At 40.6% G+C, this 13,546-nt stretch carries 12 protein-coding genes; 4 read left to right on the top strand and 8 right to left on the bottom strand.

Features of this window, described 5'->3' with window-relative positions:
* Positions 1–342: 342 nt before the first annotated feature.
* Entirely contained in the window at positions 343–2,316 is a 1,974-nt protein-coding gene (locus N3I35_11095) for a toprim domain-containing protein (protein MCX8130631.1), read from the bottom strand.
* A gap of 665 nt (positions 2,317–2,981) precedes the next feature.
* Here N3I35_11095 and N3I35_11090 point away from each other — a divergent pair.
* Positions 2,982–3,575 carry a hypothetical protein gene (locus tag N3I35_11090; protein ID MCX8130630.1) on the top strand — a complete coding sequence of 198 codons (594 nt, stop codon included), beginning with the start codon at positions 2,982–2,984 and terminating at the stop codon, positions 3,573–3,575.
* Here the strand turns inward: N3I35_11090 and N3I35_11085 are convergent.
* From N3I35_11085 to N3I35_11060, 6 genes are all read right to left on the bottom strand, one after another.
* Positions 3,572–3,745 (bottom strand): hypothetical protein, encoded by a 174-nt coding sequence (locus N3I35_11085; GenBank protein MCX8130629.1) that lies wholly within the window; start codon positions 3,743–3,745, stop codon positions 3,572–3,574. The two genes, N3I35_11090 and N3I35_11085, sit on opposite strands and share 4 nt — an antisense overlap.
* 56 nt (positions 3,746–3,801) lie before the next feature.
* Positions 3,802–4,488, bottom strand: a complete 687-nt coding sequence (locus N3I35_11080) for an ABC-2 transporter permease (GenBank protein ID MCX8130628.1) — start codon at positions 4,486–4,488, stop codon at positions 3,802–3,804.
* Entirely contained in the window at positions 4,481–5,368 is an 888-nt protein-coding gene (locus N3I35_11075) for an ABC transporter ATP-binding protein (protein MCX8130627.1), read from the bottom strand. The genes N3I35_11080 and N3I35_11075 overlap by 8 nt, the downstream gene beginning before the upstream one ends.
* Positions 5,369–5,390: 22 nt before the next feature.
* Positions 5,391–5,768 (bottom strand): GntR family transcriptional regulator, encoded by a 378-nt coding sequence (locus N3I35_11070; GenBank protein MCX8130626.1) that lies wholly within the window; start codon positions 5,766–5,768, stop codon positions 5,391–5,393.
* 310 nt (positions 5,769–6,078) lie between these two features.
* On the bottom strand, positions 6,079–7,500 hold the full coding sequence (locus N3I35_11065) for a hypothetical protein (GenBank protein ID MCX8130625.1): 1,422 nt from the start codon (positions 7,498–7,500) through the stop codon (positions 6,079–6,081).
* Positions 7,501–7,622: 122 nt separating this feature from the next.
* A complete protein-coding gene (locus N3I35_11060) occupies positions 7,623–8,699 on the bottom strand; it encodes a DUF3466 family protein (GenBank protein ID MCX8130624.1) in 1,077 nt (358 codons plus the stop codon).
* Between the two features lie 338 nt (positions 8,700–9,037).
* Between N3I35_11060 and N3I35_11055 the strand changes: the two genes are divergently transcribed.
* The 3 genes from N3I35_11055 (at position 9,038) to N3I35_11045 (ending at position 11,977) form a co-directional block, all read left to right on the top strand.
* A complete protein-coding gene (locus N3I35_11055) occupies positions 9,038–11,071 on the top strand; it encodes an alpha-amylase family glycosyl hydrolase (GenBank protein ID MCX8130623.1) in 2,034 nt (677 codons plus the stop codon).
* Positions 11,072–11,168: 97 nt separating this feature from the next.
* Positions 11,169–11,426, top strand: coding sequence for a hypothetical protein (locus N3I35_11050; GenBank protein ID MCX8130622.1), 258 nt, complete (start codon positions 11,169–11,171; stop codon positions 11,424–11,426).
* The gene (locus N3I35_11045; protein ID MCX8130621.1) at positions 11,426–11,977 is read left to right on the top strand and encodes an ABC transporter substrate-binding protein; all 552 of its coding nucleotides are present in this window, start codon (positions 11,426–11,428) and stop codon (positions 11,975–11,977) included. The genes N3I35_11050 and N3I35_11045 overlap by 1 nt, the downstream gene beginning before the upstream one ends.
* Here N3I35_11045 and xylB read toward each other — a convergent pair.
* Positions 11,927–13,456 carry a xylulokinase gene (gene xylB / locus N3I35_11040; protein MCX8130620.1) on the bottom strand — a complete coding sequence of 510 codons (1,530 nt, stop codon included), beginning with the start codon at positions 13,454–13,456 and terminating at the stop codon, positions 11,927–11,929. The two genes, N3I35_11045 and xylB, sit on opposite strands and share 51 nt — an antisense overlap.
* Between the last annotated feature and the right edge of the window lie 90 nt (positions 13,457–13,546).

Below are 13,546 nucleotides of genomic sequence, written 5' to 3'. Positions count from 1 at the left end.
CGGTATTGCCCTGGAAACGATAACACTCATGGCATAGGGCATATAATTTTTTTCCAGTGTATCGACAATTCTCTGTTCCACATAATTTTTAACAGACATGATACTCCTCCAAAATCCCCTTTGTAAGATTAACTAACCTTGCTTTTCTTCCATCGACAAATAACATCATTACTCCGCATCTAAAACCGCTACTGCCCGGTATTTTGATGATCCGATATATAAATATTGCCTATAGATAACCAACTTTAAACCTTAAAATAACCAGCAGTAAAAAGGGTTGGCAGTAGAGGCCGTTTACGGCTGGATAAATTCAAGTCGAAAGTGGCTTATCTATATTCAACCTTAACTCACATCAATCATATCCAGGTATTTAAAGCCGTTTTCTTCGATAAACAGCTTTCTGCCGGGAAGGTTATCGCCTAAGAGCAGATCAAATACCTGCTCTGTCCGCTCCGCTTCATCCGGTGTTACTTGAATCAATCGTCTTGTTTCCGGGTTCATGGTCGTTTGCCACATCATATCCGGTTCATTCTCCCCTAATCCTTTCGAACGCTGGATGGTATATTTCCCGCTGATCTTTGAAAGGATGGAAGCTTTCTCTTTTTCAGAATAAGCAAAGTAGGATTTGTTTTTTGTCGTAATCTCAAAGAGCGGCGATTCTGCAATATAGACCTTGCCCTCCTGTATCAGTGTTGGCACCAGTCGGTACAGCATTGCTAATATCAGGGTCCGGATCTGAAATCCGTCCACATCCGCATCGGTGCAGATGATGATTTTAGCCCACCGGAGATTGTTCATATCAAAAGTATGCAAGTCCTTGTTATGTTTAGACTTGATTTCTACGCCGCAGCCTAAAACCTTTAACAGGTCAATGATGATCTCATTTTTAAATATGCTGTCATACTCTGCTTTAAGACAATTAAGTATCTTACCTCTTACAGGTATGATCGCCTGAAATTCTGCATCTCTTCCAAGCTTACAGGCACCTAGGGCAGAATCACCCTCAACTATATATATTTCTCTTTTGTTTAGATCTTTCGATCTGCAATCAACAAATTTCTTTACCCTGTTTGATATGTCAACACTTCCGCTCAGCTTTTTCTTAATGTTTATTCTCGTTTTCTCTGCCGTTTCCCTGCTTCTTTTATTTACTAATATCTGCTCGAGAATTTTATCGCTTTCCATTTTATTTTCTATGAAATAAATTTCCAGCTGCTGCTTCAAAAATTCTGTCATGGCATCCTGAATAAATTTGTTTGTAATTGACTTCTTTGTCTGGTTTTCATAACTTGTAACGGTTGAAAACGAATTTGTCACCAGGACCATGCTGTCCTGGATGTCTGCAAAGGTTATTTTCGCTTCATCTTTGTTGTACTTGTTTCTTGCTTTAATACACTTGTCGATTTCATAGACAAATGCTGCCTTTACTGCCTTGTCGGGCGCGCCGCCATACTCGAGAAAACTTGAGTTGTGATAATACTCGAGCAGGTTTATTTCATTATTAAAGCAAAAGGCAATCTGCATCTTAACTTTATATTCGGGTTTGTCCTCCCTGTCACGTCCTTTGGTGGAAGTCTCATAGAACTGAACTTCAGTAAAGCTTTTTTCTCCGGAAATTTCTTTGACATAGTCTGTAATGCCATTTTGGTAACAGTACTCAAATGATTGTTCTGATTCCTCGTCAAAAAGCCTGAATGTCAATCCGGCATTGACAACAGCCTGTTTTTTCATAACTGTCGTATAATATTCCAGAGGAATACTTATATCGGTAAAAACATCCAGATCCGGTTTCCAGTGAATAGTAGAGCCTGTATGCACATACTTATACTTTTCCTTTTTCAGCCCACCTATGTTCTCACCTTTTTCGAAATGCAAATCATATTTGTAACCGTCCCTATAGACGGTAACATCCATATATTCGGAGCTGTATTGAGTTGCGCAGCTTCCCAGCCCATTCAGACCAAGACTGAATTCGTAATTTTCGCCTGAATTGTTTTTATATTTCCCACCTGCATATAGTTCACAGAAAACCAGTTCCCAGTTATATCTTTCTTCTTTAGGGTTAAAATCTAGAGGAATTCCCCTGCCCTGGTCCTTTACAGTGACCGATCCGTCACTGTGCCGGATTACCTCTATTACATTTCCATACCCTTCTCTTGCTTCATCAATGGAATTTGACAGAATTTCAAATACCGAATGCTGACACCCTTCTATACCATCGGAGCCAAAAATAACCCCAGGACGCAGACGCACCCTGTCAGCACCTTTTAATGAAGATATGCTTTCATTTCCATATTGGTTCTTGTTTTTTGTCATTTGTGACCCACCCTTTAGCCATTTCCATAATAGGCAGTTTTATATGAAATCATTTCTAATATAAATATCGCCAATATTTGAATAGTTCCATACTACATTATTCCGCAAACTTATGTTCGTGTCAAGAAAAAAGTACACACAGGTGTACCTCAGCGATTTTAGCAGTACTGTGTTACCTTGTATTTCCATGTAACTGAGACACAAAACCCTGTAATATAAGCACATACAACAATAACATAATTATCTTTACTATAAATATTGTCTAAACTATAAAGTTTATTTACATAAATATAGGCTTGTTTAGTGATGGAGTGAATAGTCATGTTAACTATCAATTACTGTATATGATTCGTTTATTGATATTGTTAATTATTCACATTTTTATTTGCAGGTATATTCTGTATAATATACTATAATTATGATACTTATCAGCAACAATGTACAGGAGGATTGTAATGCCGAAAATTATTAAAAATAAGAAACCTCAAACTTTAGGCAAAGTGTTATTGTACATGAGTTTGGGCATGCACTCTGTTTAGCTGATAATCCTCCAGAGTCACCTTCAATTATGAGATATGATAGAGACAGAAATACAATGATTACCCCACAACAAGATGATATTAACGGTGTAAACGATGCATATTAATACAAATGGAGGGTTTATTATGAGAAAACGTTTTATTACGGTAATTATTTCCTTTGGAATTATTTTATCTCTGCTCAACCTTACTGGATGCGGAACAAGAACAATGATTAGCGGAGACTATCCATATTATCCCGATGTTGAATCAATCATACAAAATTCAGATATTATTATACTTGGGGATGTAGTTAAAACAAACAAGGCTGAAAAAATCAATATAAACCTAGACAAGGAAAAGGCTAAACTAAATAGGGAACAAGACCTACTGACATATACTGTTTCCGAAGTAAAGGTAAAGGAAGTTATAAAGGGAAACATAAAAAAGGATGACATAGTAAAGGTTAAGCAACGTGGAGATGAAAATGGTATTGCTGATGAAGAGATAATTAAAAATGGAGGCTATTTTAAAGAAAAGGGTGAACACGTTTTCTTTCTACAGAGTTATGAAGATATTATACATGGAATGCCATATTCACTATTAAATCCAATACAAGGGAGAATTGATTTCAAGGATGATAAAGCAAAAATATATAAAGATAATAAGTTATTTAAAGATGGCGCAGAAAAAAATAATATAATAAAGGAAATTAAAGATAAGGTTGACAAAGCGAATTAAAGGGACATTTTCTTTATACCTGCCCCAATACCGGTAAGTATTATTGCAGTCACCACAAGCAGCAAATTGACCGGGCTGCTTGTGGGAATGATTTTTAAAACTATATTAATGCTAACAAGTATAAATATCAAAATGCCTGAACTTAATAACAAATCTCCCGATTTAGTCATAAAACATCTCCTCGTATAAACATGACCGTATTTATTCATAAACCGCCTATCAAGTACTAAAATAAATTTCTGGATTTAAAAAATTTTACAGAAAGCTTCATTGAAGCTAAATAAGCCAGCAATACTATCAAACCGAAAATTCCAATAACAGCAACAGGTCCGGACTTTTCCAGCAGTTCCAAGACTTTTGTCATTTCATCAGGAACTGTTCCATCCTTTTTCAAACCTCCAAGCACTGATATCAAAGCAGTAAAAGCACCAAATAACCCCAGCATCACAAATCTGTTTATGCCTGCTGCCTTTATGTACCCCATTTTAAATGCCATTGGCAGGTAGAAAGATACTAAAACCATAAACACTAAAAGCACAGTGATTATGACAAATATACTTCCGTCCAGAGAATTGTCTCCTGGTGGTAAAAGTTTTACTAAGACAAAACAGTTCAGTATCATGAAAATAATCGCCGAACCCACTGTTACCAGCGCTACACTTGTATACCTGGCATATACGATGATTTCCTTTTTTATAGGAAGCGACGCCAGCAGCCTTAGTGTATTGCTTTTCTCATCTTCATAAAGAGCTCCGTTCATAAAACCATATATCAAAGGAAACATAGCCATACTGAAGGCCATCTGCCTCATATCTGTAAACCAGAAGAATACTGAAAGAAACAGTGCACTTATCAGGTATCTCTTAATAGTTTTTTTCTGAATGGAAAAATCCTTAATTATAAGTTTAAGCACAATTCTCACCATCCCTTACAAATCTGACAAGAAGCTCATCAAGTGTTATTTTCTCACTTTTAAACGTCCCATGGGGATTCTGCTTTTTGAAGTCTGCTGAGAATCTCCCAACATCATCGGTTACACCGCTAAAACCGAATTCACCCTTTTTCATACCTATAAGACTTTTTTCAATATGCTCGTTAAGAAAACTGTTTTCAGCTTTGATTACTTTCCAGTTGTTTAAAATATTATCCTTTTCATCACTCAAAATGATACGACCGTCATCAATAACAGTAACAAAATCCGCTACTTTCTCAATATCCGTAGTAATATGTGAAGAAAAGAGTATTGAACAGTTTTCGTCCTGTATTATGTTCATAAATATTTCGAGTATCTCGCTTCTTACTACAGGATCGAGGCCTGAAGTAGGCTCATCGAGTATGAGCAATTCGGCTTTATGCGAAAGGGCAAGCGCTAAGGAAAGCTTCATTTTCATCCCTTTTGAAAGCTCTTTGATTTTCTTTCTTTTATCAATCTTAAATGCGTGAAGCAATTCGTAGAAATGTTTTTTATCCCAACCAGAATAAAAGCTCCCAAAAAACTCACCCGTCCACTCAACTGTCATCTCTTCGTAAAAATAGACATCCTCGCTAACATACCCTATACGGTTTCTAATCTCCATGAAATGAACCCTGTTGTCCATCCCCATCACCTGAATACTTCCTTTTTCATATTCTATAAGATTCATAATACACTTGATAGTTGTACTTTTACCCGCTCCGTTTTGCCCTACAAATCCCATTATATAGCCTCTTGGTATACTGAAAGACACATCCTTCAGTGAAAACCTGTCATATTTCTTTGTCAGGCCGGCAATGTTCAATATACTATCATTCATAATCAAACACCTCTTCTTACGCTTACATGTTTTCTTCAAGAATAATTCTGAAGGACTTAATGATTTCCTCATCCTCCATACCTAAAGACCTGCATTCACTAATTCCCTTTTCGAAGTTTTCCTGTATGTTTCTGAGCTTCATTTCCTTTACAAATTCCGAACCGGATTCCGCTACACAAGAGCCTTTGCCTGGCCTTGTCACTATATAGCCTGCTGCTTCCAAGTCTTCATAAGCCTTTTTTATGGTTATGACGCTTATCTCCAGTTCTTTGGCCAGAGCCCTAATGGAAGGTAAGTCCTGTCCGGGCGACAGCTTACCATTCATTATCTGCTCAATGACCTGTTTTTTTATTTGTTCATACAGCGGAGCCGGATCGCTGTTTGAAAGCGCAATAAACAAGTTATCACCTCTCGCCAGTAATTACTGTGCATACTATTATATACACACTTTACCACTGTATATATACAGTGTCAACAGTTATCCTATAAAATATTTTACGGTGATTTTTTCAGGAAAGTAGTACAAGGTTTTCAGAAATGTAGTTCTTTTTCACATATAGTTGCCATTCCAATTTAATCAAAAAGCCTAAGATCATTTAAGGATTACATAATCCACCAGAAACAGGCAGTGAAATACGACATACGGGTTGTGTAACAATGTTGCATATGTGAAAGAATTCAATTTAAGCCGCGTGAAATTCTATCCTTCTCTAATCACAATTTGGTGGCGGTGCTGCACATACGAAATGTAGTACGATCTCTGTTCCATTTGGGACAAGTGTCCCGGCAGACGGGAACTGTCCATCGCAAGCCCAATACTCAGGTATATTGCCTTCGGGAGTATAAGTAAACCTCACCTTTCCTTGCCGCTCCAAAGCGATAAATTTTGCGACCTCCGGAGAAGCATGAATTGGCATGGGTTCGCCATCATAACCTGTAAACACAGTCCCTGCCAGGCATTGATCAACATTACCGTACTGAAGGCATATTTGAGCTTCATCAATTTCTCCGGCATATACGCCAGTCATGTTAGGCACACGAATAGTAGGAATTACAGGTGGTGTAGCTCTCTTGAGCTGAATCGGTGCAGGTTCATTTATCGCCGGTGAAAGTGTACTTGGATCGAAAACTCTGGGAGGTTTTATTTCACCCCGGGAGAGTTTAACGGCGTGATCCATGACCGCATTCATCAATTTTGTATATATACTTATAGCATTTGAAAGAACGTCATACGAAGGAAGATTCTCAAAAAATGCAGGATTTCTAAGTGCGAATTCCAAATCATTTCTTTTTTGGATGTAGTATAGCTTTTTCTCCCGTGCATCACGCAGAGCAAAAAGGAAATTTTCCTGTTCTTCCTGTGTGGGGATAGGGAGCGGCAGTGTGTCATAGGTTGCAATTTCCGTTTCATACGCAAACGCACTTGTTCTTGCTATCTCCGGAAAGTTTTTGTACCGGGTAATTACTTCGCTGATTTCAACAGTTGGAGAGATTTGCAGCCCACTGCCAGCCCTCTGAAACATCCTGGCCTGATACTCAGATCTGGTGCTTATGCTTGTATTAGCCTCAGAATACTGAGCTTTAAAGTCTGCGGCAGTAACCAAACCGCTAAAAGCTGCCTGCAGTGTTGCTGCTAGCTCAGTCTGCTTTGTACTCGACACGGATGTGATTCTGATGACAGCATAAAATTCTCCCCCCGTTTGGAGCCCTCGTACAAAACTATCGCCGAAAGCCGTCTTAAACTCATCAAAACGGAGTGAGTCAAGTAGTGCTCTTGCCTCAGATGTAACACGAAAATTTTTCCCTCGTTTAAACGGATTTTTGACAATACAGCGTGCTACCAAGAAAGTAGATGTAGAGTTATAGCTTGACGTTGATGCAAACTTTGCCTTAGCAGAGCCCGAAAAAAAACCGTATCTGCCTTGGGCTTCGAATGACATTCCCAAGCTTTCCATAAGTTCTTCATGAGAGTTTATGGTGGTGATTTCCGCATCAACCTCCTGACCGGGCGCTACAGGGTCCGCCGTAACGGTAAAACCTTCTAAAGCGGTACCGATAGCCAGCCCTGACTCACTATTAAAGCCCATCCCTATTTCTTCGTCATTGAACTCTTTCCTGCGAACCTGCTCCATATTACCTTCCTCCCGTAAACTAATGCTTCACTGACACTTTATACATCTACTATTATGGCCAGTACTACTGAGTTGTATGCAGATAGCCCAATCGTATAGGAATATCAGCCGTATCCTATTTCTCAAGGTGCAAGCAAGACTGCACGAGGACCACCCAATGTGTCATGTGTCCCATATCCGCAGATTTGACCGAAATCATTTATTCCTGTCGCACTCTCGATCCGCCATCCTGAAGTTGTCAACCGTGTATTAAGGTCAACCATCCCGCTGTTCAAATCCGCAACAAATCCAGACATTACCGGAGCGTCAGGGTTGGACCAAAAATGTCCTACTATCTGATCCGCATCTGTTCCGCGATTGACGCCAAGTGCCTGGTTAGGCAATGGCCCGAATGGTATATTCGGTGTCGAGAAGATGGCACCCAGCATAATCGCAGGTGGAAGTGCATCGCTATGACCAACAACCAATGCGGCACTATTCAAGGCAAGAGCAATGCTATTGCCGTAGAAAAGTCCTGCATATACCGGATCAGGTAGCAGTGTACCAAGACCGGTCAGGGTAGTTGCACCTACTTGTCTTATAAAGGCCTGCTGAAGGACGTTGTTTGCTGAGTCAATGAAAGTTGCGCTCCCCACAATATCCCCCGCATTATTGATAGCAGTTGCCACACTCGGATCTGGCGTCCCAGAAGGAAGATTCCAAGCATGCAGCTCTGAAATATCTTTCATTTTCCTTGTGATAGGATCAAACAGGAATGCCCGTCGTATCCCGTTAGCATCCTCCGCCCAACCAACTATCTGACCTGCATCATTTACTCCCCTTGCCTCGCTGTTGCCAAGGAAATGGCCCGGGTTTGAAGGATCAGGCACAAAAGTCCCAAGATCTACGAGGATTCCACCCTGTACTAAACTGAATGCCCGGTCAACGTCTGCACCATTCATATCGACAGTCTTGCACCCCCCGACAACCATGCCATTCGCATTTACTGCCATTGGTGTTGCACTGGCTACCGGGCGGGCTGCAGGAGATATGTCTGTGGGAAGCGATTGAACCGAGCCATCAGAACCATTCGGTTGATTAGGAGTCCAAACAAATCCGGTACCAAAATCTGTACCTACAACAATGCCATTAGAACTGATTGCTGTTGCCCTGCTCATATCTAGAAATGCATTTGGAACAAGATCTATTACTGTAAACATTTTTATTCCTCCTGATAAGATTGAACTAAGCTTACCTTTTAGCGGATTCTCATATGATATCCCTCCAATGATTTATTGTTTCACGAGTATTTAGTCTATCCATTATTATGGTCAGCCCTATAAAGCTGTATGCAGATAAATCAGGGATATATTTCCATTTTATCTTTAATTTTCACAGAAAAATGCCGCTAATGAAGGCTTAGCGATATCATCCGGAACATGGTGAGCAGCGGAAGATAAGTTTATGACTTGTAATAAAAGTACATATTACTCCTTAATTTAGGCCAAATTATCAAATATGGAAAATACATATTTGTTATGTAAAGGAGATGGTTTGCTTGCAAACTGATATTTTTAGCATTAGAAAAAAGAGCTTTGTACTATGGAGACCGGCTAATACCGATATCCCTCCCAAACTTATTTTAGGAGAATTCAGAGCTGGAAATCCCTGCACTTTCAAAGTGCTGTCCGAAACTGAACTGTCCCCTCATCCCGAGTACCAGGATTTGTGGCTGCTCCCCGTCGATAAACTTAATATGGAGGATGAAAAGATATACCTGTACTTCTTTGAGATTACAAACAGCAATGTCTATTCCAATACGGGAAAACGGGTATGGTGCACTGATCCAATGGCATGGGCTGTAGACTGGCGCCCTGTCATAGACCCCAAGTATAATGATGGTGATCAATGCGCTGCTTCCATAGTCAAACTATCAAATGGTGAGCTTACCCCGTGCGATATCAATGGTGAAACCATTGAATGGCATAATGATGGAAGCCTAATAAAGGATTTGCCAGGAAATCAGAATATTGTTATGGTCGAAATACCTACTTCCTGGGCAAGAATAGGCAGTGAAAACAATGTTGAAATAGATGTAGGCTCATATCAGGACATACTTGCTTTGATTGATCCCAGTGAGCTGCCGGCAAATTTTGTAGGTACCCCTGCGCTAGGAGCCGGACGGGCATATCTTACAGAACTGGGTATAAATGCGGTTGAGCTGCTGCCACCTTCCGATAGCCATGTTAAGAGGCAATGGGGATATGCGACGACAAATTATTTCGCCTCTGATACAGATTTAGGTCTGGAATCCTCGCCGTCTTTTACAGATCCCGTACCCATGACACTTCTGGGAAAACTGATTCACACATGCCATTTAAAGGGTATCCGCTTGTTCGCAGATATGGTTATGGGTTTTTCCAACCGGTGCGCTTTAAGAAATATAAATTTCCTGGATTTTTATATTGAAGAAAGCTTCCCAGGGCATTCAGTTCCGGTTGACCCGGAAAAAGACGGCCGTGAAAACTGGGGAGGGGATTTATTTAAATACAATTATAAATCATCAGGATATAGCCCTTTAAGTGGTGGCAAAAAGGATTTGTATCCTGCCAGGGAATTCATGAAGGTGTACGCTTTGCACTGGATAAACCACTATCACATTGACGGAATCCGTATAGACAGCATACCTACAATTATGAACTATGAATTTATCCAGGACTTTAAGGATACGGCCCGGAAAGCATGGCACGACCGGCTGCAGGGGCTTAACCTTATGCAGGATCAAACAGATGCCCGTTTCCTGGTACTGGGAGAAGAACTGTCCGATCCTATTCCCCTTATTGAACAAAACCGCCTGGATTCATGCTGGAATGAAAAATTCCTTTATAGAGTTAGATCAGCAATTATCGGAGAAAATGAGCCTGGTGACTTAAGCTTTGAAGATACGATACGGAAATTGATCGATTGCCGCAATGTAGGTTTTCGTGACGGCTCACAGGCAATTAATTACTTGACTTCCCATGATACCGGAGGATACCGAAAGGAACGCCTGTATAATTTTCTAGAATACAATAATGTTTCATTCAAACAGGAACGGATCGAGCTTGCTTTTGTATGCCTCCTAACCGCGGTTGGTATACCGATGTGGCTTATAGGTGAGGAGTTTGGCGACAAACATGACCGTGCAACCATACACCCGGACAAGCAACAGGACCCTGTAAATTTTGACAGGCTAAAGGACCCCTGGCGCAGGAACCTTTCAAAATATGTGTCCCGGCTGGTAAAATTCAGAGCAAAATCAGGTGCCCTGGCAGTAAATGAAACAGAATTCATCCATACCGACTTCACTCCCGGAAGACGTATAATAGCCTGGAGAAGGGGCTTAAAAAACAGTACGGAGCAGGTAGTAGTAGTAGCAAACTTTTCTCCCTGGGGTCAACCGTCAGGTTCTGAATATGTTGTCCATAACTGGCCTTCCACACCCTCCGGCAAGCAGTGGAAGGAGATTACACAAGATCGCTTTGTGCCTGAAGAATGGGTGGGACGGGAAAGCATAATTCCCTGGGAAGCCAAAGTATATTCTCTTGTTTAAAAAATTATGTAACTTAAAATAAACCTGGGAATACAATCTTACAAAAAGAAGTCAAACCGAAAAATGGCACATATGGATTTACTAAAAGGTGGGCAAAATGAAAAAATTTTTACCGGTCTTCATTTCAGTTATGATTTTCCTCATGTATGGGACCGGTTGTACAACCAATAAACCGGAAGGCCGGGTTACGGAAAAAAATATTGAAAATGAGAAGAAAGAGCCTAAGCCTGCTATCGAAAATAAACAGAATAAAATGAATATTAATGTAAAGATTCTAAACTTCAAGGCAGAAATTACAGAAGCACTTAAAAAGCTTCCTGCGGACTATGAAAAGGAAACCCAGGAGTTAGGTTAATCTTCGAAACATGCAGCGGCCAGCCAACTTACAGGGATGAATTAGCAAACAAATTAGCTTCGGGAGATTCACCGGATATATTTCCCACTCTGGGTTATGAGCATACGGAAGAGCTTCTGAACTATCTGGAGGAATTGAGCAATGAACCTTGGGTAAATAGGCTCTTTATTACAGCAAGCAGTTCTGCTGCTAAGGATGGGAAATTGTTTGGAATGCCCATGACTATTGAGGGTTATGGCTTTATATACAATAAAAGCTTATTCGAGAAGGCCGGTATCTACGATACCCCTAAAACCCTTACACAGTTGGAGCTTGCTTGTAAAAAACTCAGAGATGCAGGAATTATTCCGTTTTCCAACGGATACGCCGAGCATTGGGTTCTCGGGCAGCATTTGTTCAATGTCCTCCTGGCTAAAACTCCGGATAGTTCAGTTTTCGTGAGTGAGCTTAAGGCTGGAAGCAAAAGCTTGAAAGACAGTCCTGTATATCACGGCTCCCGCTTATTTCAGCGTTGCCATTCTGTTGTATACATCTTCGAGCTGACTGTATGAATACTTAAATATATCATATAGTGATTCATACCTTTCTCTGTAGTTATGCCTTGGCTTGTCCACACTTTCTATCTGCACAAGTTTTTCTGCAATATTAAAATCTTTGAATAACCCGACACCCACACCACCTATTATTGCAGCTCCCAGTGATGTTGCCTCATCCAGCAAAACTGGCTTTGCTATCCTTATTCCGAAAATATCTGCAAAAATCTGCCTCCAGACATGACTTTTAGCTCCTCCGCCAATCAGCTTAATTTCATCTATATTTACTTTTTCTGCAAATGCATCCAGGATTATTCTCAGATTAAACGTAATTCCCTCCAGTACAGCCCTGCATATATCCTCTTTTGTATGAGTCATAGATAATCCTACAAAAGCACCTCTTGCATTAGTATTCCAGTGGGGACTGCGTTCCCCTATTAGATACGGCAGATACAAAAGCCTGTCAGCACCAGGCTCGGATTTTTCCACCTTTTTATCTATTAATGCATAGGGGTTTTCACCAACCTCCTCTGCTATTAATGATTCCAGCTGGCATAATGTGTTCTTGAACCATTGAACAGACCCACCGGCACTTTGCATAGTTCCTGTAGGCGAATATAACCCGGGCACCGCATGCACCCAGTTAAATGTCCGCATTTTCTCATCATAGACGGGGCCTTTTGCAGCAATACCTATCCATGAAGATGATCCCAGATAGTTATATGCACTTCCTTCATTTACCACAGCTGCCCCCACCGCTGCACACATGCCGTCACCAGCACCTATAACAACAGGGATTCCGGGTTTCAGACCCGTATCTTCGGCTGCCTGCTTTGTTACTTCACCTACAACATCTGTAGAAAAATGCAGTTCAGGCAACTTTTCTTCAGCTATCCCCGATACGCCCATTATGTACTGCGACCATTTCATTTCTTTTATATCCAGCAAATTCATGCCTGAAGCATCGGAATAATCACTTACAAATCTGCCGGTTAGCTTTAGCACCATATAGTCTTTGGCATGTAAGAACTTGTGTGTTCTTTCATATATATCAGGTTCATTATCTTTTATCCATAATATTTTTTCCAATGAGTAGGAGGCACTGGCCCTGTGTCCGGTTATATGATACATCCTCTTCATTCCAATATTGTCTTTCAGAAACTGCTCCTCTTTTACTGCCCTTTGGTCTGCCCATATAATTGCTTTCCTCAGGGGCATCCTATTTTTGTCAACAGCCACACATCCCATCATTTGCCCGCTGAAGCTTATGCAGGCGATGCTTTCTGCCGCCAACCCGGACTTATGCATTAATTCCCTGGTAGCGCTACATACTGCTTTCCACCAATCCCCCGGGTTCTGCTCGGCCCAATTGCCGTTTGAATAACTTGTATCGTACGGGAAAAATGTGCTACCCGTCAGGCAGCCTTCAGCATCGTACAATGTGGCTTTATTCCCGGTAGTACCAAGATCATGCGCAAGTATGTACCTTAACGGCATAAAAACCCTCCAATCAGAACAATAGTTATTTTTCCTTATAATTAAGTTAAAGGAGACCATATTTTCATAATCATTCAGATGATGAAACAT

The organism is Clostridia bacterium (assembly GCA_026414765.1).
Classification (GTDB): Bacteria; Bacillota; Clostridia; order Acetivibrionales; family DSM-27016; genus SKW86.
This window is presented reverse-complemented; position numbering and strand designations above follow the sequence as displayed.